The organism is Ketobacter sp. (genome assembly GCF_003671495.1).
GTDB lineage: Bacteria > Pseudomonadota > Gammaproteobacteria > Pseudomonadales > Ketobacteraceae > Ketobacter.
In genome coordinates this window covers 1-22,721 of sequence record NZ_RCHN01000043.1, presented here as the reverse complement: position 1 = coordinate 22,721, position 22,721 = coordinate 1, and the positions used below count along the sequence as shown (strand labels likewise).

18 protein-coding genes and 1 other RNA gene are annotated in these 22,721 nt (G+C 59.0%); 8 read left to right on the top strand and 11 right to left on the bottom strand.

Annotated elements, in window-relative coordinates; all coding sequences use genetic code 11:
• Positions 1 to 6: 6 nt before the first annotated feature.
• The 4 genes from D9N14_RS19285 to D9N14_RS19270 all read right to left on the bottom strand — a co-directional run bounded on the left by D9N14_RS19285 (position 7) and on the right by D9N14_RS19270 (position 4,004).
• Positions 7 to 657, bottom strand: coding sequence for an LON peptidase substrate-binding domain-containing protein (locus tag D9N14_RS19285; RefSeq protein ID WP_290582814.1), 651 nt, complete (start codon positions 655 to 657; stop codon positions 7 to 9).
• Positions 658 to 866: 209 nt separating this feature from the next.
• The gene (locus D9N14_RS19280) at positions 867 to 2,096 is read right to left on the bottom strand and encodes an acetyl-CoA C-acetyltransferase (protein WP_290582812.1); all 1,230 of its coding nucleotides are present in this window, start codon (positions 2,094 to 2,096) and stop codon (positions 867 to 869) included.
• A 178-nt stretch (positions 2,097 to 2,274) separates the two neighbouring features.
• Positions 2,275 to 2,949: a hypothetical protein gene (locus D9N14_RS19275; protein ID WP_290582810.1), complete on the bottom strand. Its 675-nt coding sequence runs from the start codon at positions 2,947 to 2,949 to the stop codon at positions 2,275 to 2,277.
• 122 nt (positions 2,950 to 3,071) lie between these two features.
• The gene (locus D9N14_RS19270) at positions 3,072 to 4,004 is read right to left on the bottom strand and encodes a dienelactone hydrolase family protein (RefSeq protein WP_290582808.1); all 933 of its coding nucleotides are present in this window, start codon (positions 4,002 to 4,004) and stop codon (positions 3,072 to 3,074) included.
• A gap of 312 nt (positions 4,005 to 4,316) precedes the next feature.
• Here D9N14_RS19270 and D9N14_RS19265 point away from each other — a divergent pair, with 312 nt between their 5' ends.
• Positions 4,317 to 4,793, top strand: coding sequence for a group III truncated hemoglobin (locus D9N14_RS19265; RefSeq protein WP_290582806.1), 477 nt, complete (start codon positions 4,317 to 4,319; stop codon positions 4,791 to 4,793).
• Here D9N14_RS19265 and D9N14_RS19260 read toward each other — a convergent pair whose 3' ends face one another.
• Positions 4,794 to 5,690: an alpha/beta hydrolase fold domain-containing protein gene (locus tag D9N14_RS19260; RefSeq protein ID WP_290582804.1), complete on the bottom strand. Its 897-nt coding sequence runs from the start codon at positions 5,688 to 5,690 to the stop codon at positions 4,794 to 4,796.
• A gap of 248 nt (positions 5,691 to 5,938) precedes the next feature.
• Here D9N14_RS19260 and D9N14_RS19255 point away from each other — a divergent pair, with 248 nt between their 5' ends.
• The 7 genes from D9N14_RS19255 (at position 5,939) to D9N14_RS19225 (ending at position 15,730) form a co-directional block, all read left to right on the top strand.
• Positions 5,939 to 6,775 (top strand): thioesterase family protein, encoded by an 837-nt coding sequence (locus tag D9N14_RS19255; RefSeq protein ID WP_290582802.1) that lies wholly within the window; start codon positions 5,939 to 5,941, stop codon positions 6,773 to 6,775.
• 82 nt (positions 6,776 to 6,857) lie between these two features.
• Complete coding sequence (locus tag D9N14_RS19250) at positions 6,858 to 7,931, top strand: efflux RND transporter periplasmic adaptor subunit (RefSeq protein WP_290582800.1); 1,074 nt, start codon at positions 6,858 to 6,860, stop codon at positions 7,929 to 7,931.
• A 19-nt stretch (positions 7,932 to 7,950) separates the two neighbouring features.
• Positions 7,951 to 11,076 (top strand): efflux RND transporter permease subunit, encoded by a 3,126-nt coding sequence (locus D9N14_RS19245; RefSeq protein ID WP_290582798.1) that lies wholly within the window; start codon positions 7,951 to 7,953, stop codon positions 11,074 to 11,076.
• Between the two features lie 26 nt (positions 11,077 to 11,102).
• Positions 11,103 to 12,251: an alpha/beta hydrolase gene (locus D9N14_RS19240; protein WP_290582796.1), complete on the top strand. Its 1,149-nt coding sequence runs from the start codon at positions 11,103 to 11,105 to the stop codon at positions 12,249 to 12,251.
• 112 nt (positions 12,252 to 12,363) lie between these two features.
• Positions 12,364 to 12,942 (top strand): hypothetical protein, encoded by a 579-nt coding sequence (locus D9N14_RS19235; protein WP_290582794.1) that lies wholly within the window; start codon positions 12,364 to 12,366, stop codon positions 12,940 to 12,942.
• Positions 12,939 to 13,454, top strand: coding sequence for a (2Fe-2S)-binding protein (locus tag D9N14_RS19230; RefSeq protein WP_290582792.1), 516 nt, complete (start codon positions 12,939 to 12,941; stop codon positions 13,452 to 13,454). The genes D9N14_RS19235 and D9N14_RS19230 overlap by 4 nt, the downstream gene beginning before the upstream one ends.
• Positions 13,451 to 15,730 carry a xanthine dehydrogenase family protein molybdopterin-binding subunit gene (locus D9N14_RS19225; protein WP_290582790.1) on the top strand — a complete coding sequence of 760 codons (2,280 nt, stop codon included), beginning with the start codon at positions 13,451 to 13,453 and terminating at the stop codon, positions 15,728 to 15,730. Before D9N14_RS19230 ends, D9N14_RS19225 begins: the two co-directional genes overlap by 4 nt.
• 68 nt (positions 15,731 to 15,798) lie before the next feature.
• Here D9N14_RS19225 and D9N14_RS19220 read toward each other — a convergent pair whose 3' ends face one another.
• The 6 genes from D9N14_RS19220 to ssrA form a co-directional block, all read right to left on the bottom strand.
• Positions 15,799 to 18,042: an arginine/lysine/ornithine decarboxylase gene (locus tag D9N14_RS19220; protein WP_290582788.1), complete on the bottom strand. Its 2,244-nt coding sequence runs from the start codon at positions 18,040 to 18,042 to the stop codon at positions 15,799 to 15,801.
• A 119-nt stretch (positions 18,043 to 18,161) separates the two neighbouring features.
• On the bottom strand, positions 18,162 to 18,968 hold the full coding sequence (locus tag D9N14_RS19215; protein ID WP_290582786.1) for an ABC transporter permease subunit: 807 nt from the start codon (positions 18,966 to 18,968) through the stop codon (positions 18,162 to 18,164).
• On the bottom strand, positions 18,965 to 19,852 hold the full coding sequence (locus D9N14_RS19210; protein ID WP_290582784.1) for an ABC transporter permease subunit: 888 nt from the start codon (positions 19,850 to 19,852) through the stop codon (positions 18,965 to 18,967). The genes D9N14_RS19215 and D9N14_RS19210 overlap by 4 nt, the downstream gene beginning before the upstream one ends.
• Entirely contained in the window at positions 19,849 to 20,940 is a 1,092-nt protein-coding gene (locus tag D9N14_RS19205; RefSeq protein ID WP_290582782.1) for an ABC transporter ATP-binding protein, read from the bottom strand. Before D9N14_RS19205 ends, D9N14_RS19210 begins: the two co-directional genes overlap by 4 nt.
• 52 nt (positions 20,941 to 20,992) lie before the next feature.
• Positions 20,993 to 22,075 carry a polyamine ABC transporter substrate-binding protein gene (locus D9N14_RS19200; protein ID WP_411267961.1) on the bottom strand — a complete coding sequence of 361 codons (1,083 nt, stop codon included), beginning with the start codon at positions 22,073 to 22,075 and terminating at the stop codon, positions 20,993 to 20,995.
• A gap of 302 nt (positions 22,076 to 22,377) precedes the next feature.
• Positions 22,378 to 22,721: a transfer-messenger RNA gene (ssrA, locus tag D9N14_RS19195) on the bottom strand; the annotation flags it as partial.

The window sequence follows — 22,721 nt, the reverse complement described above, 5'->3', positions numbered from 1 at the left end:
CCCCGGTTAATGGGCGCTGCCGGAGCCCTCTGAATTGGGGGCTTGCTCCTGCTGGTGCACCCATTCCATAACCGCCTGTTTCAGCCCCTGCCAACGCTGGGCGTGATCGTCTCTGGCGATCAGGGACTGTTTGTCGACGGCGGAGATCGGCAGCAGCATGATCAGGTAATTCATTACCTGTTCGGTGCTCAAGGCGGCGGGGGATTCCTCCTGCAGGCCATGCACCAACAGTACCTGCTGCAGCAGTTCCCGCATGGACTCCAGATCGGTATCACCGGCCTCCCCGAACTCCGTTAGAGCGTGGGCTGTACCTGTCCACAGGCCGTCAGCCTGCTGGGCGATGTCCGTCAGTTCAATGCGCGGTCCGCCGGCGATGGTGATGGCCAGCAAGCCATTCTCACGTTGACCGAAGTCCACAATGCGGGCCAGGGTGCCGATGTTGTAAAAGGGAGTGGACGTCACGGGTTCCTGCTGGGGATGAATCACTTCCCGGCGCTCGGATCCCGGTTGCAACAGGGTGACCACAAAACCCTGGTCGTGCTTCATGCACCAGGCCACCATATCCAGGTAGCGTTTCTCAAAAATCTGCAGGGGCAGGCGACATCCCGGCAGCAGCGGTGTGTTCAGGGGGAATACAGGAATGGCTGGTGTCGACATGATGCGCCCTCATGATCCGCAGTAGGTCGGGGAGAGGCCCCGCTTGGTCATTGGCATTGCCAGAGACCCAGGGTATAGCACGGCTGGAAAGACATTGCACCCCTGGCCGGGCCAGTGCAGGGCCAGTGCGGGGATAGGAACGGCTTAGGAATGGGGCGGGAAGAGGAAGAACGGTGGGATGCAGAAGTGCACCCCACCGTATATCGGGCTTAAACCCGTTCGATGATGATGGCCGGTGCCATACCGCCGGCGGCACACATGGTGACCATGCCGGTGGCTTTATCCTGGCGCTCCAGCTCGTCCAGCAGGGTGCCGATCAGCATGGAGCCCGTGGCACCGATGGGGTGGCCCAGGGCGATAGCGCCGCCATTGACGTTGAGGCGTTCGTGGTCCACACCCAGGTCCCGCATGAATTTCATGGGGACCACGGCGAAGGCTTCGTTCACTTCAAACAGATCGATATCGGACAAGCTCATCTTCGCCTTGCCCAGCGCTTTCTTGGCCGCATCCACCGGAGCATTCAGGATGTACTCAGGGGCGTGTCCCATGTTGGCCATGGCCTTAATCTTGGCACGCGGCTGCAGGCCGTTGGCTTTGGCGTATTCCGGGGAGGCCACCACCACCGCACCGGCGCCGTCCACGACACCGGAGGAGTTACCGGCATGATGCACATGTTGGATCTCCAGATCGGGCCAGCGCTTTTGCACCATTTCCCGATAGGTGAGCCCGGAATCAAAAAACGGCAGGTCCATGAAGTTGGCAAACACCGGGGCCAGTTCACCCAGCTTTTCGGCGCTGGTGCCGGGGCGGGGGAATTCCTCCCGATCCAGGGCCAGGCTGCCGTCGTCTTTGTAGACAGGGATCAGGCTTTTGTCGAAGCGGCCCTCTTCCATGGCGATGCCGGCGCGGCGCTGACTTTCAGCCGCAAACTGGTCCAGTTCTTCCCGGCTGAAGCCCAATTCGGTGGCGATGATGTCGGCGGCAATGCCCACGTTGATCTGGGGGAACATTTCCCGCAGGTGCAGGTTCCAGCCGTCCAGGGGGCCCAACAGGCCTTGTTCTTTCTGGTAGGACATCATCTCCACACCGCCGGCCACCACCAGGTCTTCCATGCCGGACATGACAGAGGCGGCAGCCATATTGACGGAGGTGATGCCGCCGCCGCAGAAGCGGTCAATGGCGACACCGGAGGAGCGGATGTCGTAACCGGCGTCCAGCGCGGCCATGCGGGCGATACACTGACCTTGCTTCAGGTACTGATAGTTACAGCTGATGATAACGTCGTCGATTTCTTCGGTTTTCAGCGCGTTACGCTCAGCCAGGGCTTTCAGTACGGTGGACATCAGGCGCTGGGGGTGCACTTCCCAGAGGGCGCCTTTGCCCTGTTTGCCGATACCACGGGGGGTGCGGGCTACGTCAATGATCCATGCTTCAGACATGTCAGATACTCCTCTGCAGTGATTTTTCGTTATGCCGGGCATTTTACCGGCTCTGTCCATGTCCAATGGCGGCTATTTCATGACTGAATCAAACAGATTATTTACCCAACTGTATGAAGGGGGGCCTGAATCCGGGTTTGGGTAAACCCATGCCGTGACCGGAATACGCTGTTGCGTTCTATTGCTCCCGTTTGGCCAGTAATGCGTCCAGCTCCATCAACCTGGCTTCGATCACCGGCAGGCGCTGGGGTGCGGCTGCCAGCACATGGCGGCACAGTTGCGCCTGCTGGATGGCCTCGGGCTCCAGGCTGTTGGCTGCCACGTCTTCGCACAAGCGCAGCAGTTCCAGTTCGTCTTCCAGTGTGTATCGATGCAGTGCCACGTACTCCTGCCGTTCTTCAGGGGTAGCCGTGTGGTCATCCATTCGCTGTTGCAGGGTGCGATGGCGTTCCATCTCCGCCAGCATCTGTTCCACTTCCCAGTCGGTTTTTTCAGCGGGGATCAGGCGATTGTCCGGCGTGATTTCCCGCAGGTATTGCAGTTGCTGCCGATAGGCCGCGTGGATAGTCTGCAAGTCGGGCGGGTTGTCATGGGCAATGTCATCTGCGGTAGTGTTGTCATCAGTAAGATCGTCGCCCCGTGGGGCCGCGATGGTGAATGTTGGTGGCAAGGCGGAGGTCGAGGGCCATGGCACTTGCTCCTCCGCCGTTGGCAAGATTACCTCTGGCGTGGCCGTGGTGGCGTCCACCTCATGTTGCAGTGGCTCCGGACGCAACAGCAGCGCGCCGCAGGCAATGGCAAGCACCACTACGGCCCAGCGTGCAGGCTTGAGTGATTGAATGGCTTTGTGCATGGTTCTTCCCCGTTGCTGGGCGGAACCGCCTGGTTGCGGGCGGTTCCTGTATTCGGTCCTATATTCGGTCCTGTGTCGGGTCTCATGTGGAGCCCGATGTCGCTATGCTCGAACGCCCCGCGTTAACGTATGTTTGCGGTGCGCCAGGTGGTGACGTCCGAACTGGGGCGGGTGATGTACTGCAGCCAGCGGGTGTCGCCATCCAGATACGCTTTATGGAAAGCCAGGGCCAATGATGCCACGCTGCGATTGGCCGCCGTGGGTGATCCCCAATCAAAATGTCCGGCGGAGGAAACTTCATAAAATACCTTGGGAATGCCGGCGGGAATGTTGTTGTATACGCCGTCGGATTGGCCCAGGCCACCCAGGTAGGTGAGGTCCTGCGCGCCGTTGAACAGCAGGGTGGGAACCCGGGTGTTATAGCCTTTGGAATCGATGTCCACGGCGGTGAGGTTGTGGCCGGCCAGGGACATGGCTGTTTTCAGGCCGCTGTACTCGGCGGAATTGATCCAGGTGGCACCACCGCCCATGGACCAGCCCACCGCACCCAGGCGGGCGGTATCCAGTTTGCCTCGCAGCGGGCTGCCGGAACGGGTGTTTTCCGATTTCAATGCATTCAGGACCTCTTTTTGTTGCGCGGCTCGCTGATCCACAGAATCCAGAGTGGTGGACGTGTCCATGGTGACCAGCACGAAGCCGTGGGATGCAAAGAACGGCCCCCAGGCGGCGAACATGGCTTGGGTGCCGGTGTAGGGTGGCGTGAACACCATGCCGGCGTAAGGTGGCTCAGCGTTGGCAGGGTAGTAAACCGTGGCGCCACCGGGCGTCTGGAAGCGGGACAAGGTATAGGAACGGGAACCGTACGGGCCGTTACCGCTGTAAGCCCCGGGGGATTCACTGCGACAGATGGCGGTGGCAGGGCAATCGCCCATAGGGTCGTCGCCCGGGTCGGTGGGTGGAACCTGGCTCATGGCCTGGGCGTGAAGAGTGAAAATACTGCAGGAAACAAAGCCGAGGACGGCACACCATTTTGAAAAGTCAGAAAGTTTTTTCATGATCATTCCTTGTTGTTCTTAAACGTGACTGTCTGCACGCAACGGTGTTCCTTTTACAGGAAACACAGGGGCAGTCAGTGGTTTGGGCTCCTGCTAACTGCGTCCCGATCCAATGCCAGGAAATAGAGGAATGTCCGCCTGTGTTGATCAGGCGGGCCAAGCATAGCCAAGTTAATTTCCGCGAAGCGAGCGCGACCAAAGCGTTTGGCCGGAACGGCTAGGGTTTATGAGTGTATTGACCCTGGGGTAGACTGGAGGGGAATTACCGTCAGCCAAACAACGGAGATTTACCACTCAGTGAACCGTGCAGGAATGAAACCGGATCTGGACTCACCGCAAGCCATTCGTGATTTTGTGGCGCGTTTTTATAACCGTTTGTTGGCCGATGATGAGCTGGCGCCCATTTTTGTAGAGGTGGCCGGAATCGATTTGCCCCAGCACTTGCCCCGCATTGAAGCGTTCTGGCGTAAATTGTTGCTGGGAGAAATCGGATACAACCGACACATGATGAACGTCCATCGTGAGATCCACCTGCAGCGGCCGTTCACCGCGCATCACTTTCAACGCTGGCTGGCGCATTTTGAAACGACATTGGATGCGTTTTATGCTGGGCCCTATAGCGAGCGCGCCAGAAACGTCGCCCGTTCCATTGCCACCAACCTGGAGGAGGCGTTGCTCAATCCCACCGAGTTTTCCCACCGCACGCGCCCCATTGAAAACCGGGCACTCCCCATTGGCACCGTACCCGCCGGCAGCGGGCCAGACGCCGAAGACATGAACGAAGAATAATTATTGGCGGTGTGGGTTGAGCTTGGCGATTACCTGCCGGTAAACCGGCTTGGCTTCTTTCACCGGCAGGAACATCCACAAATGCAGCATGTTGGGAAAGCACTGAAAATCGATATTGCCTCCGCTGGCTTCCACTGAATCGCGAAAGGTCTTGCAGTCCGGCTGCAGAAGGTCGCGGCTGCCGATGAACAGGGTGATGGGCGGTAGATCTGTGTGCGGGGTGCGCATGGGGTTGGCCAATGGGTGATCCAGGCCCAAGCGCGACGAATACCAGTGCGCAACACTGTGCAGGCCTTCCAGACCCAGGAACGGGTCTACTTTATCCAGTTCAATGATGTCCGGGTTCTGCAGCGAAATATCCAGCCAGGGGCAGAGCAGTATCAATTGCGCAGGCGCGGGCAAAGATCGTTGTGCCAATTGCTGGGCGAGTACCACGCACATGCCGCCACCGGAGGAATCCCCCATGCAGGTGACAGACTCGGCTGCGCCCTGTTGTGTAAAAAAATCGTAGCCGGCGAGCAATGCATCCATGGCCTGTTCAGCGTTGGCTTTCGGTGTTAATGGATAGTCCGGCACCGCGATCAGCGCGTCGGTATCGCGCACCAGCTTTTCCAGAAACAACCAATGGGCGGGCATCATGCCATCCACAAATGCGCCACCGTGAATATAATAAATCCAATTGTTCACCGGGCGGGTTTTGGGGCCGAACAACCACAGGCGGGAACCCGCAATGTTGTGTTCTTCAATGCGGTAACGTTGCAGAAATTTTTTTGGCGGCGGATGGTTGGGTGGCGCAGCCGCGCGCTCAATACGCTTCGGCAGCAGCGTGTTGTTGCGTTTTTTGACCCCGGTGTGACGAATAATCAGCTCGACAATTATACTTGTAATACTTTGCATTCTATTTGTGAGACAGCGATCCAATCTGCGTTACTCATCCATTATGACCACCGTCGGGGTTTTGTCGACTCATTGATTACAGCGTTTTGTAATTGGATAAACATTCACTTTTGTTGGTGAATACCGGTTTGCCGCTGCTGTCAAATTCTGCTCAATTTGAACATTGTTTTGTCAATTCCTGTCATAGCCATGGCTGCTAAAGCTCCTTACCATCTTGCACTTTTGCAGTGGATTTAAGGTAACGCCCAATGAGCCCAATCGAGATTTCAGCGGATTTCCCCGTTTTTCACCAGGACGGTGATCTGTTGCTGCCTACCCATCTGGCGACCGGGCCCTGGTACCCCGGCACTCAACACGGCAGTGCCATGTTGTTGATGGCGGCCATTGCGGTGGAGCGGGTGGCCACCGACATTCCCCGCCAGGTGACCCGGTTGACCGTGGATATGATGAATGCGGCTCCGTTGTCCTCTATTGAATTGAAGTCTGACGTGCGCCGCGGGGGGCGTAATGTGGAAACATTGGATGTCTCCATCTTGGCGGAGGGCAAAGAGTGTGTACGCGCCAGCGCCATGCGTTATCGACTGGACACCGTGCCGGTGGTGGAGCGCCTGAAATTCCAGGGCACTGTTCCCACCCTGCCGGCTCCGTCACCGGTGCCACTGTTTCGGCACGTGGCGGACAAACCGGGTTTTCACCATGCTATTGAGATTCGGGTGGATGTCACCACCCAACCCGCCGTCATGTGGATTCGGTTAAAACAACCGGTGCTTCCGGAGCAGACGGTAACGCCCTTTATGCGGGTAGCCCTGGCCGCTGACTGGACTTATTCCATTCCTGCCATTGCCAACCGCATTCTTACCGGAGAGGCGTTCGACGCCCAGCCGTTTTTCGGCATCAATCCCGATACCACCATCAACCTGCATCGCCCGGCCGAAGGGGAATGGATCGGTATCCAAACCCACGCCACCTACGAGGACCTGGGTGCCGGCACGGTGGTGGGTCAGATCTTTGATGAGCATGGAGCCGTGGGCTTCTGCACCCAGTCCATTTTGATTCGTCACCGGGCCAAAGCTGGCCATACCTGATCCGATCGTCAATTGAGTTTGCCCCCCTCATGATGTTATTAATGGTTCTCATTTAGATTTGTGAGACCAAAGCGGGGGTTGTATGGAACGCTGTCAGTATTGGCGTTGGGGGTTGCTGCTATCGGTATTGTTGGCAACCGTGGCACAGGGGCAAACTGCGGTGCCGGTTGAACTGGTGTCACCCAGTCAAAGTGCGGCAACCCGGGAGCTGCGGCTGTCGGGCACCCTGGTGGCGGTGCAACGATCCCAGGTGTCGGCGCGGGTGGACGGTGCGGTGGCCCGCATGCAGGTGGATGCCGGTGCGGAGGTGAAGCAGGGCCAGTTGCTGCTGGAGCTGGATGCCAGCCTGGAACAACACGAACACGCCCGCCTGGCGGCCAACGTGGCGGCGGCCCAGGCCCAGGTGGATGAGCACCAGCGCCTGGTGAATGAGGCCCTGCGGTTGACCCGCGACAATCACCTGCCACAGAACGAACTGGCGTTGCGCCAGGCGGCGTTGGCATCCTCCCAGGCGGCGTTGGATGCGGCCAAAGCCCAGTTGGCCGCCCAGCAGCAACGCTTGGACTGGCACCATATCAAGGCGCCCTTCGCCGGCGTGGTGGTGCATAAGCTGACGGAAGTGGGGGAATGGGTGACCCGCGGCACACCGGTGCTGGAAGTGGTGGCCACCCGGGATCTGTACCTGGATGTGCAGGTGCCCCAGGAACAGTACGGTGATATCAACAGCGATACTGACATCCTGATTCGCCCGGATGTGCGACCCGATCTGGCCCTGCCCGGTCGCATTGTGGCGCAGGTGCCGGTGGCCGATGCGGCGAGCCGGACCTTCCGCTTGCGCCTGGTGAGCACAGAACCCAGTGCGGCCCTGCTGCCCGGTGCCTCCGCTCGGGCGATTCTTACCTTCAAGCAGGATGGCCGGGTACTGACGGTGCCGCGGGATGCGTTGTTGCGTAATCCGGATGGTGGTTTCAGCGTCTTCACTGTGGTGGAAAACGGCTCTGAAGCGGTGGCCCAGCGTCGTCAGGTCACCTTGGGGCGCAACCTGGGGGAGCAGGTGGAAGTGTTGTCCGGCCTGCCGGAAAGCGAACCGGTGGTGGTGCGGGGCAATGAAATATTGCGCCAGGACCAGCCGGTGCATGTGGTCAATGGTTCCTGAGCGGGTGGTGTGAAGCATTATGTTTGAAGCCAGTATCCGCCAGGGCATTATTGTCAGCGTCACGGTTCTGATTGTCTGTGTACTGGGGCTGGTGTCCGCCCTGCGTATTCCAGTGCAGATGATCCCCGATCTGGAAGTACGGACCATCAGTGTGCAAACCGGCTGGGCCGGGGCCACGCCGCAGGATGTGGAAAAGGAAATCCTCATCGAGCAGGAACGTTATCTGCGCACGGTGCCCAATCTGCAACGCATGCTGTCCAGCGCCGAGACCGGGGAAGCCTCCATTGAACTGGAGTTCCCCTTTGGGGTGGATATCAACGAAACCCTGATTGAAGTCAGCAACGCCCTGAGTCAGGTGTCTTCCTATCCGGAAAACGTGGATCAGCCCAGGCTGTTCAGCAGTTCCTTTTCCGAAAACGCGTTCATGTATTTCAGTGTGCTGCCGCAGCCGGGCAACCCGCTGCAGTTGGACATGGATATGATGTTCGATTTTGTGGACGATTTTGTGCGGCCGCGGATGGAGCGTATCGAAGGCATCTCCGAGGTGGACGTGCACGGTGGTTCCGAGCGTCAGCTGCAGATCCTGTTCAATCCGGAAAAACTCGCGCAACGGGGGCTGACCCTGGCGCAGGTGCGCAGCGTGGTGCGGGCCCGCAATTCCGACACCTCTGCGGGGGATATCGACAGCGGCAAGCGCCGTTACCTGATTCGTACGGTGGGGCGTTTTGAAACGCTGGCGGAACTGGAAAACCTGATTCTGTCGCAACACAACAACGCCACTGTGCGGCTCAAGGATGTGGCCACGGTGGTGCTGGATCATTACGAATCCCGTGTCAGCGCCTATCAGGAAGGGGAACGCAGCATTCGTCTGGCGGTGCGGCGCGAGTCCGGTTCCAACGTCATCAACATCAAGCAGCAGTTGTTGCCAATGTTGGAGACCATGGAGCGGGACCTGCTGGAACCCAACGGTCTGCGCATGGTGTTGCTGGGTGACGATGTGCGCTATGTGCAGGCGTCCATTCGCAATGTGTGGACCAACCTGGCATTGGGGGCGGCGCTGGCCACCCTGGTGATGTTCCTGTTCCTGCGTTCGTTCCGTGCCACCCTGGTGGGGGTGATCAGCATTCCCATTTGTACCATCGCCGCATTTCTGGGTTTGCTGGCGTTCGATCGCACCATCAATGTCATCTCCCTGGCGGGGGTGGCCTTCGCCATCGGCATGACGGTGGACAATACCATTGTGGTGCTGGAAAGCATTGAGCAGGCGCGCCGCCGCGGTCTGTCCCTGTTTGAGTCGGCGCTGACCGGTGTACGCGAAGTCTGGCCGGCGGTACTGGCGTCGTCGTTGACCACGGTGCTGGTGTTTGCGCCCATTTTGTTTGTGCAGGAAGAAGCCGGCCAGCTGTATTCGGACATTGCCATTGCCATTTCCGCCGCCATTCTGGCGTCCATGCTGGTGGCCATCGCGGTGGTGCCCGCGGCCAGCGCGCGTATGGGATTCGGTGCTCAAGCTCAGAATAGCAACCAGGGCGAGCCGCACACGGGTCTGCAACGCTGGCTGATGCAGAAAGTGGCCTGGCTGGTGGCGTTACCCACCCGCCGTTTTGTGACCATGGTGGTGGCGTTGGTGAGCACCGTGGGCCTGGCCTATTGGTGGATGCCGGCGGCGGAATACCTGCCCGAAGGGGAAGAACCCAAAGCCTTCACCATGATGATTGCACCGCCGGGCTACAACCTGCAGGAGATGGAAGGCATTGGCGCCGAGTTGCGGGCGTTGATTGAGCCGGTAGTGAACGCCGACCCGGCATTGTTCGACCAGGGCCAACTGCCGGTGCCGGCCCTCAAGTATTACGCCATGACGGTGTTTTCCGGTCGCATCTGGTTCTTGTCCGAGCCGGTGCGCGAGCACGACATCGAACCCATGATGGAGGCGCTGACCGGCCTGTTCCGGCAATACCCCGGCATGCGGGCCTTCTCATCGCGGGGTTCCATCATCTCCAGTAACGACGGTGGCACCCGGGCGGTCAATCTGGATATTTCCGGCCCGGATCTGGCCCAGCTTTATGCCACCGGGGAGAGTGCCTATCGTCTGGCGGAAACCCTGTTTGATAATCCCCAGATCCAGTCGGAACCCCGTTCCCTGTCGTTGGACCAGCCCTTGGTGGAGGTGCGCCCCAACTGGGAGCGGCTGGCGGAATACGGGGTCAGCGCCGATGAATTTGGCTATGCGGTGGCGGCCCTCAGTGACGGTGCCTTTGTTGACGAATTTTTCTATGACGACGACAAGGTGGATATCTTCCTGCTCAGCGATGCCGGCCAGCATCGGCAACTGGAGCACATGCAGGATCTGCCGGTGATGACCCCCGCCGGCGGCGTGCTGCCCTTGAGCGCCCTGGCCACCCTGCGTGAAACCGTCGACAGTGCCGAAGTACGCCGCGTCGATGGTCGTCGTACGGTTACCCTGCGCATCATCCCGCCCCGTGCCGTGGCGTTGGAGACCGCGGTGGCCAAAGTGCAGAATGAGTTGATTCCGCAGTTGCGGGCCGCCGGTGATGTGGCCCCCGGCGTCAACATTGATATTTCCGGCGCTGCGGATCAGCTGGAGGCTACTCGCGGGGCGCTAACCGGAAACTTCCTGGTGGCGTTGGTGCTGATTTACCTGCTGCTGGTGGCCATTTTTAATCACTGGGGCTATCCGCTGGTGATCCTCACCACCATTCCGCTGGGTCTGGCCGGTGGTCTGGTGGGCCTGATCGGGTTGAACGCCGTCGGGGTCAGCCAGCCGTTTGATATGATCACCATGCTGGGCTTCCTGATTCTGTTGGGCACGGTGGTGAACAATCCCATCCTGATTGTGGACCAGACCCGGCAGAACCTGGCGCGGGGTTATGAATCGGTACAGGATGCGGTGATGGATGCGCTCAATACGCGCCTGCGGCCGATCCTCATGTCCACCTTCACCACCATTTTCGGGCTCGCGCCGCTGGTGTTGATTCCCGGCGCGGGCACCGAGCTGTATCGGGGCGTCGGGGTGGTGGTGCTGGCGGGGATTTTCTGTTCCACTGTCATCACGCTGACGTTTTTGCCGTGCTTTCTGATCTGGGTGTTGCGGGGTAGGGCACCGGCAAGTCAGAGCCAGAAGTAACCTGCGCCTCTTAACAGTGAGTTGACATGATCCAGAACAATAAAAAAATGCTGCTGCGGTTGTCGTTGCTCGCCGGGCTTCTGGCCTGGTGGCTCTGTGCGTGGTGGATGGCCCTTGCGGCCGCAGCGGCCTTTGCGTACCTGGCCTACCTGAATACGCAAACCCCCTATGGACGGTTGGACCTGCGGGCGGCCCTGTCCCTGAATCTGCTGGAGTTCGGCATTCGCTTTCGACCGGATAAGGGCATGGCGTTCCAGCAACCGGTTCGACTGAACCTGCTCTACCCCCTCAGCATGGCGCTGCCCAATGAACCGGTACACAAAACGGAAGACATCCACATCAGTGGCGCCGAGGGCGACATTCCGGCCCGGGTTTATTGGCCGAATGTCACGGCAAACCTTGCTGGTGAGTTGCCGGTGGTGGTGTATTTTCACGGTGGCGGGTTTACCCTGGGCAACCTGGATCAGTTCGATGATCAGTGCCGTTCCCTGGCCAACGCTGGCAAAACCATTGTGGTGTCGGTGGACTACCGGCTGGCGCCGCGCTTTCCGTTTCCCGCCGCCATTGACGACGGCTATGCCGCGGTGCGTTGGGTGGCTGAACACGCCGCCCAGCTGGGGGCGGACGCCAACAAACTGGTGGTGGCGGGGGACAGTGCCGGCGGCGGTATCAGTGCTGTAGTGGCATTGCGCGCGCTGCGGGAGTCCGGTCCACGGATTGCTGCGCAAATCCTTTACTACCCGCTCACGGACTTTCGGCTTGTCCTGAGCGACCGCCAGCACGTCACTCGAACTGAAAACCAGCAAGGTTCTGCAAACCACAGCATGCTGAATTTCAGCGACGGTTACGGCCTCACCCGGGACATGATGACCGCGTTTCGGGAAGCCTATGCCGGTCAGGTGGAGGATCTTGCCCACCCTGACCTGTCCCCGTTACTGGCCCCCAGTCATGCCGGGTTGCCGCCCACCCTGGTGGTGACCGCCGGGTTCGACCCACTGCATGACAGTGGTGAGCAGTATGTGAAAAAACTGCGGGAAGCCCAGGTGCCGGTGACCTGGCTGGATTATAAGGACACCGTACATGGCTTCCTCAGCATTCGTTTTTTCCGCCAGCGCCGCCAGGCCTTGAACGAAACCGCCCGTTTCCTGAACCACCTGTTCCACGCCCGACCCTGAACCCTGAACTGCATCCAGCCCCGCACCCAGGTCCAGGAGAAAATTTCTTTGTAATCAACAATGGTGTATAGTGGGAGAAAATAACGAGAATAGCACCTGTCTGTAGACTATGATGGCTCGACGCAAACTCCCTCTTATCATCGGCGGCACCCTTATCCTGGTGGTGGTGCTGGGCATTGCCGTTTCCTACTTCCTGCCGTCCCAGGAACCCACCGTGACCCTGCCGGGGATCTCCTATTCGGTGGAGGCGTCAAACATCGGTGCCCTGCTGGATTTCACCGAAGCCCGGGACCTGCTGGAGCAACACCTGCCCGGTCTGGCGGAGCTGCGCCAGATCAATGTTGCCCGCCCGCTTACCCTGCTGGACATCCAGCCTTACTACCCTGACCTGATTACCGATCAGCGCCTGCAAGCCCTGGACGCGGAGCTGGAAATGCTGGAGGGTTCCAGTGTGGTGGTGTATACCACCGGTTCCACCCTGGTGGGGGTGATTCTGGACGACCCCGAGGCCCGGGATATTGTGGACAGCTACCTGCCGGGCTTCTCCACCCATCCCGACATTGGCCAGGGGCGGGGGTTTACCCTGAATTTCATGCAGAAGTTTGATCGCAACACCATCACCGACCAGGTGTTGGCGAACATCAATGCCGATTTTGAAGCGCTGGCGAAGAAGAGGGCGGGCCTAGAATGACAAGCATCAGTTTCACCCTCAACGGGCAGCCACACGCCCTGGATATTGATCCCAGTACCCCGTTGCTGTGGGCACTGCGGGATCACCTTGGCCTCACCGGCACCAAGTTTGGCTGCGGTGCCGGGTTGTGCGGGGCCTGTACCGTGCATTTCAACGGCGCGGCGGTGCGTTCCTGCCAATTGCCGGTGGCAGCGGTGGGCGGAGCCGACATCACTACCATCGAAGGCCTGTCGGAATCCGGTGATCACATTCTGCAGCAACTGTGGGTGGAGCTGAATGTGCCCCAATGCGGATACTGCCAGGCCGGTATGCTGATGGCAGCGGCGGATCTGCTCAAGCGGGTGCCCAATCCCAGCGACGAGGATATTGATGTACAGATGTCCAACATCTGCCGTTGCGGCACCTATCCCCGCATTCGCACCGCCATCCAGCAAGCGGCTCGCGCCCTCCACGGCTCAGAGCAGCAGAAGCCAGAGCAACAGAAGCCAGAGCAGCAGGAGCAGGGCGCATGAAGCCAGAGCATCGGGTGCAGGGCATCATGAATCGAAAACTGTCCCGGCGGGCCTTCCTGGTGTCCGCCTCCACCGTGGCCGGGGGCTTGTCTTTGCAGCTGTTACCGGTGAATGCCTTGGGCAGCAATCCGTCCGCATCACAACCGACACCAGCATGGAGTGGCAGCGGTGATGAGTTGTCCCCCTGGCTGCGGATTTTGCCGGATGACACGGTGATCGTCAGTGTGCCCACGCCGGAGATCGGCAACGGAGCCACCACCCAGCACGCGTTGAATATCGCTGAAGAGCTGGAGTGCGCCTGGGACAAGGTTAAAGTGGAGTTTGCCTCCTACAGCCGGGAGTTGCGCCAGCCAGGCAGTTATGCCGTGGGCTTGCAGCCTTTTTTTGGTGGCCATAGCACCGACCATGATCGCATGCCCTACACTCTGCAGTTGGGGGCCAGTGCCCGGGAACGGTTGAAACATGCGGCAGCTGCACGCTGGCAGGTGCCGGTGGCGGAAGTGACCGCCCGGGACAGCGTGCTGCGCCATGAATCGTCCGGTCGTTCCCTGCGCTTCGGGGAGGTGGCCGCCGAGGCCGCCGGGGTGCCACTGGAGGTGGAGCCCAGCATCAAAGCGCAAAGCCAATGGCGCAAGCTGGGCAAGACCCAGCCCCACAAGTTGCAACTGCCGGACATCGTCACTGGCAAAGCCGTTTATGGCATGGATGTGACCCTGCCGGGGATGGTGCATGCGGCGTTGCTGCAGTGCCCGGTGCAGGGCGGACTGTTGAAAAATCACGAACCGGAGGCCGTCCTGTCCATGCCCGGCGTCAAAGCGGTGGTGGTGATCGACCCGTCCAAGACCCCCGGTTCCCCGGTACAGGCAGACCCCACTTTCGGTTTTGAAGGTTCTGAGTTGCGCAGTGGTGTGGCGGTGATTGCCGAGCATTACTGGCAGGCCAAGCGGGCCCTGGATGCCCTGCCGGTGGAGTGGGATCTGGGCCTGGGGCGTTTCTGGGCATCCAACGAAAAACTGGCTGAGCGCCAGGACCAGGTTCTGGCCAACATGGCCGGTGATCCCCTTACCAAGGCCGGTGACATCAGCAAGGTACGACCGGCGCAAACGGTGGAGGCCACCTACCGCACGCCCCTGTGTGAGCACGCCACCATGGAGCCCTTAAACGGTACGGCGCTCTACACCGCCGACAGTCTGGAGTTCTGGCATGCCACCCAGGATATGCAACAGGCGTTCTGGGTGGCGGTGGACGAGTCAGGCCTTGATCCCGCCAAGGTCAATTTTCACCAGACTCTGGTGGGAGGCGGCTTCGGCCGGCGGGTCATCGGCGACGATGTGCGTACGGTGGTGGCCATTGCCCGCCAGTACCCGGGTGTGCCGGTGAAGGTGATCTGGTCCCGGGAGGAAACCACCCGCCAGGGCGCCTATCGCACGCCCCTGGCTGCGCGCTATCGGGCGGGGCTTGACGAGCAGGGGACGTTGGTGTCACTACAGGGAGAAACTTGTTTCAGCGGCATGGCCCTGAACCTGGGCTATGCGGACATGGCCTATGCGGCCGATGGCGGCATTCCCAATGTGCGCCTGTCCACCAGCAACCTGCCCACCCATTTCTATACCGGCGCCTATCGCGGGCCCTGTTACAACTCCCACGCCTTTACCGTGGAATCCATCATCGACGAATGTGCGGTGGCGGCCGGGGCAGACCCCCTGCAGTATCGGCTGGCGTTATTGGAGCACTGGGACCCGGCCTGGTCTGCTTGCCTGCGCATCGCCGCAGAGAAGGCCGGCTGGGGGCAGCCGTTGCCCAAAGGCCAGGGGCGGGGCATCGCCATCAGCAACTGGCCCCACTCCGGTTCCCGGCAACGGGGTGCAACCGTGTGCGCCGTGGCCCGGGTGGAAGTGAGCAAGTCTGGCCAGCTGCAGGTGCAGCAGATTGATTTCACCTTTGATTGCGGCCGCATCGTCAATCGGGATGCGGTGGCCCAGCAGATCCAGGGCGGAATTATCTATGGTTTGAGCATGTCGTTGAATGAAGGGCTCACCATCGTCGATGGCGCGGTGAAAGAGGGTAACTTCGACAGCCTGCCCCTGTTGAAAATGGCGGACATGCCCAGGATCAATATTCACTTTGACGCGCTATCCGGCCACGATCGCTTTGCCATTATCGGTGAGGCCCCGGTGGGGCCCATCGGGCCGGCCATCGCCAATGCCATCTACCAGGCCACTGGCAAGCGGGTACGCAGCACACCGTTCAGGAACGAAGATCTCAGTTGGTCATGAGTGGCGTTTGATCCGGCCGCAAACGCGCACCGGATCAACTCTGCTTTGCAATTGGCTTATAGAGACGGTCAGTCGTCTTTCACGCAGTCCACGTAATAGCGCACCTTGCCGTCCACCTTTTCTTTCACCAAACCATGGGTATCGGTTTCAAAGCCGGGGAAGCGCTCATTGAAGGCGCGGGCAAACCGCAGATAGTCGACGATGTTTTTGTTAAAGCGCTCGCCGGGAATCAGAAGTGGAATGCCGGGGGGATACGGGGTGACCAGCATTGCCGTGACCCGGCCTTCCAGCTCATCGATGTCCACCCGCTCGATCTCGCGGTGAGCCATTTTGGACCAGGCGTCCGCCGGGCGCATGGCGGGCACCATATCCGACAAGTACATATCCGTGGTCAGGCGGGCCACATCATACTCCGCATACACCGCGTGGATTTTCTGGCACAGGTCGCGCAGCCCCATGCCTTCATAACCCGGCTGCTTGGCCAAAAATTCCGGCATGCAGCGATACAGTGGCATGTTGGTGTCGTAGCAGTCCTTAAACTGCTGCAGTTCTGTCACCAGGGTATTCCAGCGTCCTTTGGTGATGCCGATGGTGAACATGATGAAAAACGAATACAGCCCGCACTTCTCCACAATGATACCGTGCTCCGCCAGGTACTTGGTGAGGATGCCGGCGGGAATGCCCCACTCATCGAAATCCCCTTCCACATCCAACCCGGGCGTGATGATGGTGGCCTTGATCGGGTCGAGCATGTTGAAGCCCTCCGCCAAATCACCAAAGCCGTGCCAGCGCTCACCGGCCTTCAGGGTCCAGTTGTGCTGGTCACCCATGCCTTCTTCCGCCAGTTCGTCCGGTCCCCAGACTTTGAACCACCAGTCGGCGCCCCATTCCTCATCCACCTTGCGCATGGCACGGCGGAACTCCATGGCTTCGTCGATGGATTCCGCCACCAGGGCAGTGCCCCCGGGCGGTTCCATCATGGCCGCCGCCACGTCGCAGCTGGCGATGATGGCGTATTGAGGGGAGGTGGAGGTGTGCATCAGGTACGCCTCGTTAAAGAGGTCCTTGTCCAGCTGCCGGCTTTCCGAATCCTGCACCAGAATCTGCGACGCCTGGGAAAGCCCGGCCAACAGTTTGTGAGTGCTCTGGGTGGCGAACACCAGAGAGTTCTTGCATGGAGTGCGCCCTTCGCCCATAGCGTGATAGTCGCCGTAAAAATCATGGAACGCGGCATGGGGTAGCCAGGCTTCGTCGAAATGCAGGGAATCGATTTTACCGTCCAGCTCTTCCTTGATTTCCTCCACGTTGTACAGCACGCCGTCATAGGTGCTCTGGGTGATGGTCAGTACCCGGGGCATGGCGGTCTTGTCGTCGATAAAGGGATTCTTCGCGATCTTTTTGCGGATGTTTTCCCACTTGAATTCGCTTTTCGGAATGGGCCCGATGATGCCGTAATTGTTGCGGGTGGGCATCAGGAACACCGGGATGGCGCCGGTCATGATGATCGAGTGCAGAATGCTTTTATGACAGTTGCGGTCCACCACCACAATATCGCCGGGGGCCACGGTACTGTTCCAGACGATTTTGTTGGAGGTGGAAGTGCCGTTGGTGACGAAGAACACGTGATCGGCGTGAAAGATACGGGCTGCATTGCGCTCGCTGGCGGCCACCGGGCCGGTATGGTCCAGTAACTGCCCCAGCTCATCCACCGCATTACACACGTCCGCCCGCAGCATGTTTTCGCCAAAGAACTGGTGGAACATGTGGCCCACCGGACTTTTCAGAAAAGCGACCCCGCCACTGTGGCCGGGGCAATGCCAGGAGTAGGAGCCGTCGTGGGCGTAGTCCACCAGGGCACGGAAAAACGGCGGTGCCAGGGTGTCCACATAGGTTTTGGCTTCGCGTACCACATAGCGGGCAATGAATTCCGGGGTGTCCTCAAACATGTGAATAAACCCGTGCAGTTCGCGCAGCACATCGTTGGGAATGTGCCGTGAGGTGCGGGTTTCCCCATGCAGGAAAATCGGGATATCGGGGTTGCGCAGGCGCAGCTCGGTGATGAAGTTACGCAGTTGCTCAAGGGTGGCCTCGGTGCGGTCGCCGTGGAACTCTTCATCATCAATGGACAGAATAAAGCAGGAACCGCGGCTTTGCTGCTGTACAAAGCTGCTCAGGTCACCGTAACTGGTGACGCCGATCACTTCCATGCCTTCTTTTTCAATGGCGCTCACCAGAGCCCGGATGCCCAGGCCGGAACTGTTCTCGGAGCGGAAATCTTCGTCGATGATGATGATGGGAAACTGAAAGCGCATGGCTTACCTCGAATAGTGCAGGAGCCACCGGTGCAACTCCATGGTATTTAAGGGCAGCAGCATAGCAGGTCCACCAGTGTGGCTAAAGGGCCGCAGCCCCCCGCTCAACGGAAACCTGCTCAGTGCCGCAGCCGTTTTTCCTGGCGATACATCAGAATCCCGGCGATCAGAACCGCCACACTCACCACCAGAATGATGATGCTGGCCAGCGCGTTGATCTGGGGGCTGACTCCTAAACGCACGCTGGAGTATACCATCATGGGCAAGGTTGTTGCCCCCGGGCCACTGACGAAGCTGGCCACCACCAGATCATCCATCGACAGCGTAAAGGCCAGCAGCCAGCCGGCCACCAGCGACGGGGCAATGATCGGCAGGGTGACGGTGAAGAACACCCACAGGGGCCTGGCGCCCAGGTCCATCGCCGCCTCTTCCAGGGAGCGGTCCATGCTCACCAGGCGACTGCGCACCACCACCGTAACATAGGCCATGGAGAAGGTACTGTGAGCCAGAATCACTGTGAGCTGGCCCCGCTCCGGCCATCCCATCAGGTTTTCCAGTGACACAAAGAGTAACAACAATGACAGGCCGATGATGATGTCAGGCATGACCAGGGGCGCGGCCACCATCACATCCAGCGGCTTGCGCATCCGGGAGCGGCGAAACCGCACCAGCACAATGGCCGCCAGGGTGCCCAGTATCACCGACAGGCAGGCATTCAAAAAACCGATTTTGATGCTGAGCCAGGCCGCCCCCAGCAGTTGCCGGTTGTCCATCAGCTCGGAATACCATTTGGTACTGAAGCCCGCCCACACGGTAACCAGGCGGCTTTCATTAAACGAGTACACGATAAGGCTGATCATGGGAATGTAGAGAAAGGCAAACCCGAGCAACAGCACGGTGATTTGCAACCAGCGCAGTTTGCTCATGCCTTGTCCTTACTGTCCTGTTGTTCGTAATTCTGCATCAACACAAAGGGAATGATCAGCGCCACCAGCAATACCACAGTGAGGGCAGAGGCCAACGGCCAATCTTTGTTGTTGAAGAACTCGATCCACATCATTTTGCCCAGCATCAACACATCCGGGCCGCCGAGTAGATCCGGGATCACAAATTCCCCCATCACCGGGATGAACACCAGCATGGAGCCGGCCACCACACCGGGGATGGATTGCGGCAGGGTGACGGTAAGAAATTGCATAACGGGCCTGGCACCCAGGTCCGCCGCCGCTTCCAGCAGGCCGCGATCCAGCTTCACCAGGGTGGCGTACAGTGGCAGGATGAAAAACGGCAAATAGGAATAGGCGTCCCCGATGTAGACCGCCCAGACCGTGTGCAGTATCTGCAGGGGCTCATCGATCACACCACACCACATCAGAAAGTTATTCAGCAAACCATTGCTTTTCAGGATGCCGATCCAGGCGTAGACACGAATCAGAAAGGACGTCCAGAACGGCAGAATCACCAGCATCAGCAACGGGGTCTGCAGGTGCTTGGGGGAATTGGCAATGGCATAGGCCATGGGGTAGCCGATCAGAATGCACAGCAGGGTGGACACGGTGGCAATCTTGAGCGAACCCCAGAGTGCACTCAGGTACAGGGAGTCCTGCGCCAGAATCACGTAGTTGCCGAAGTTGATCTTGATGGTGATGAGCCCGTCTTCCATTTCCCGAATCAGGTCGTGATAAGGCGGCAGCCCCAAGCGGGCTTCGGTCAGGCTCATTTTCAACACAAACAGCAGCGGCAATACAAACAGTACCACCAGCCAGAAAGTGGGAATACCGGCAATCAGACCAGAAAGACGTTTGTTCATTGGCTCAAAATACCGCAGCTGTAGGGCGACCAACTCAAGCGCACTTCCTGCTCCCAGCTCAGGGGTTGTTCTGCCAGCGGCAGCACATTGCTTTGGGTGAATTTGATGCGAACGCCGGGGGCGATCTCTGCGTGATAGATCGACACATCCCCCAGATAGGCGATCTCCTTGATGACGCCTTCCACTTTGTTGGGCGCATCATTGGCGGGGCCCACCTGGATCTTCTCCGGACGCACAATAATGCTGACGTCCATATTGGGCGCCAGGGGTTGGCCGTGGTGCACCACGAATTCGCGTTCCAGGGCTTCGCTGCGCAGGGTTACCAGTTCGTCCTCCTGGCTGACCACGTGGGCGTGCAGCAGATTGGCCGAGCCGATAAAGCCGGCGGCATAGCGGGTGGCCGGGAATTCGTAAATCCGGCGGGGCGTATCCAACTGTTCAATGCGCCCGGCATGCATCAGGGCAATGCGGGAGGACATGGTCATGGCCTCTTCCTGATCATGGGTCACCACGATAAACGTGGTTTTCAAGCGCTCCTGCAGGTTCACCAACTCGAACTGGGTTTCTTCCCGCAGTTTTTTATCCAGTGCTCCCAATGGTTCATCCAGCAGCAGGATTTTGGGTTGCTTGGCCAGGGCGCGGGCCAGTGCCACCCGCTGCCGTTGACCACCGGACAGCTGATGCGGCTTGCGTTTGGCGTAGGCCGCGATTTTGACCAGGGCCATCATCTCCTGCACCCGCTCGGCCCGTTCGGCTTTGCCCATGCCATCACGCTTGAGTCCATAGGCAATGTTATCGGCCACGTTCATGTGGGGAAACAGGGCATAAGACTGGAACATCATGTTGACGGGGCGGGCATAGGCCGGCACATCCGTCATATCCTGGCCATCGATAAAGATGCGCCCGGAGGAAGGCTGTTCGAAGCCGGCCAGGATGCGCAGCAGCGTGGTTTTGCCACAGCCGGAAGCCCCTAACAGGGAGAAGAATTCGCCCCGGTAAATGTCCAGGCTGATGTCATCCACCGCATAGACCGCATCGAAATTTTTGGAAACCTGTTTGATCTGAACAATAGGAGACTCAGCAACCATCTCGTACTCTCAAAAAGTGAGGCCGCTTAACGCGGCCCCGGAAACATCTTGGTTATTTACCGGTTTTGAGTCGCGTCCAGGCGCGGTTCATGTCGCGGGCCTGCTTTTCGGTGGGAGTCTTCAGCACCAGCAGTTTTTCACGGGTGGCGGCGGGGGGGTAAATGCCCGGGTCATTGGCAATCTCCGGGTCCACCAGCGCAGCCGCTTTGGCATTGGCATTGGCGTAGGCCACAAAATTGGTGGCCGCGGCAATAACGTCCGGACGCATCAGGTAGTTGATGAACTTGAGCGCCTGGTCGACATTCTTGGCGTCTGCCGGAATGGCCATCACATCGGTCCACACCACGGCGCCTTCAGACGGCACGGCATAGGCCACTTTTACGCCATTGTCGGCTTCTGCGGCACGATCCCGAGCCTGCAGAATATCACCGGAGTAGCCATGCGCTACGCAGATGTCGCCGTTGGCCAGGTCGTTGATGTATTGGGAGCTGTGGAAGTACTTGATGTTCTTGCGCACTTTGCTGATCTGATCCACTGCTTCTTTCACTGCGTCTGCGCTGAAATCGGCAGTGTCTTTGCCCAGATAAGCCCGTGCCGCCACGAATACCTCGGTCGGGTCATCCATCAGGGTGACACCACAGCTGCTCAGCTTGGCGACGATTTCAGGATCGAACAACAGGCGCCAGGTGTCCTTTGGCATTTCACCCAGAATCGCGGTGACCTTGTCCACGTTGTAGCCAATGCCGGTGGTGCCCCACATATACGGCACCAGATAGGCGTTGCCGGGATCAATGTCGCTGAGGGAGGTCAGGATGCCGGCATCCAGATTGCCGATGTTGGAAAGCTTGCTCTTGTCCAACTTCTGGTAGGCTTTGGCCTGGATATGGCGGTCAGCGAAGGGGCGGGCGGTGGGGAACACCAAATCATAACCGGAACGGCCGGCGAACAGCTTGGCTTCCAGCACTTCGTTGGAGTCGTAAACGTCGTAGCTCACCTTGATGCCGGTTTCCTCCTCGAACTTCGAGACGGTGTCCTCGGCAATGTAGTCTGACCAGTTGTAGATATGCAGTTCCTCAGCGGATACCACGGTTGTGATCGTCATTGCTGCCAATAGGGCACCGAATTTTGCTCGCATAGTTGTCCTCGAAGGGGGAAGGTTAAAGGTCACCGTTTTACTTGACAATTGGGCGAACTATGCGGCTTTTTTGCTCAAAAATAAATAGATGAGGTGAGAAAAATTTGGGGGAAATTGTGGGGCTGGAGCGGTGCGGGTGGTTGGGGCTGGCCCAGCCTCCTGCTACAGGGTGAAAGCCTTGGCCACATGAGATTATGTTGCTGTTTATAAAGGCTTTTATCTGAATGTTTAAAGGTTCACCAATTCAGGTGCGGGGCCTGCAAAGCAAAAAGCCCCTGCATGGCCTGCAGGGGCTTCGTTGTTGGTGGAGGCGGCGGGGATCGAACCCGCGTCCGCCAATCCTCTGCCTAAGGATCTACATGTTTAGTCTTGTCTATTAATTTCGCTCGTTACGGCCCGACCAGACAGGGAGTAACAAGCTAGCCTGTTAAGTTTTAACAGCGCCGCGCCAGGCGCGCTTTGCTGCGATCTTGTGTAAAGTTACCGTCCTGTCATCCCCACAAGCAAAAACTCGGGACGGTTCAGCCTTAAGCGGCTAAAGCGTAGTTGTCGTCGTTTGCAACTATCATTTGCAGCACTTGAAGTACGTGTGTTGCTACCCACACGACATGCACCTAAGGGTTCGTAATCGACGTCGAAGCCAATG

Coding starts and splice junctions, on each gene's coding strand:
- D9N14_RS19280 (WP_290582812.1), bottom strand. CDS start 2,096: ATGTCTGAAGCATGGATCATTGACGTAGCCCGCACCCCCCGTGGTATC.
- D9N14_RS19260 (WP_290582804.1), bottom strand. CDS start 5,690: ATGCAAAGTATTACAAGTATAATTGTCGAGCTGATTATTCGTCACACC.
- D9N14_RS19265 (WP_290582806.1), top strand. CDS start 4,317: ATGAAACCGGATCTGGACTCACCGCAAGCCATTCGTGATTTTGTGGCG.
- D9N14_RS19230 (WP_290582792.1), top strand. CDS start 12,939: ATGACAAGCATCAGTTTCACCCTCAACGGGCAGCCACACGCCCTGGAT.
- D9N14_RS19255 (WP_290582802.1), top strand. CDS start 5,939: ATGAGCCCAATCGAGATTTCAGCGGATTTCCCCGTTTTTCACCAGGAC.
- D9N14_RS19270 (WP_290582808.1), bottom strand. CDS start 4,004: ATGAAAAAACTTTCTGACTTTTCAAAATGGTGTGCCGTCCTCGGCTTT.
- D9N14_RS19200 (WP_411267961.1), bottom strand. CDS start 22,075: ATGCGAGCAAAATTCGGTGCCCTATTGGCAGCAATGACGATCACAACC.
- D9N14_RS19240 (WP_290582796.1), top strand. CDS start 11,103: ATGATCCAGAACAATAAAAAAATGCTGCTGCGGTTGTCGTTGCTCGCC.
- D9N14_RS19275 (WP_290582810.1), bottom strand. CDS start 2,949: ATGCACAAAGCCATTCAATCACTCAAGCCTGCACGCTGGGCCGTAGTG.
- D9N14_RS19250 (WP_290582800.1), top strand. CDS start 6,858: ATGGAACGCTGTCAGTATTGGCGTTGGGGGTTGCTGCTATCGGTATTG.
- D9N14_RS19245 (WP_290582798.1), top strand. CDS start 7,951: ATGTTTGAAGCCAGTATCCGCCAGGGCATTATTGTCAGCGTCACGGTT.
- D9N14_RS19285 (WP_290582814.1), bottom strand. CDS start 657: ATGTCGACACCAGCCATTCCTGTATTCCCCCTGAACACACCGCTGCTG.
- D9N14_RS19210 (WP_290582784.1), bottom strand. CDS start 19,852: ATGAACAAACGTCTTTCTGGTCTGATTGCCGGTATTCCCACTTTCTGG.
- D9N14_RS19225 (WP_290582790.1), top strand. CDS start 13,451: ATGAAGCCAGAGCATCGGGTGCAGGGCATCATGAATCGAAAACTGTCC.
- D9N14_RS19215 (WP_290582786.1), bottom strand. CDS start 18,968: ATGAGCAAACTGCGCTGGTTGCAAATCACCGTGCTGTTGCTCGGGTTT.
- D9N14_RS19220 (WP_290582788.1), bottom strand. CDS start 18,042: ATGCGCTTTCAGTTTCCCATCATCATCATCGACGAAGATTTCCGCTCC.
- D9N14_RS19205 (WP_290582782.1), bottom strand. CDS start 20,940: ATGGTTGCTGAGTCTCCTATTGTTCAGATCAAACAGGTTTCCAAAAAT.
- D9N14_RS19235 (WP_290582794.1), top strand. CDS start 12,364: ATGGCTCGACGCAAACTCCCTCTTATCATCGGCGGCACCCTTATCCTG.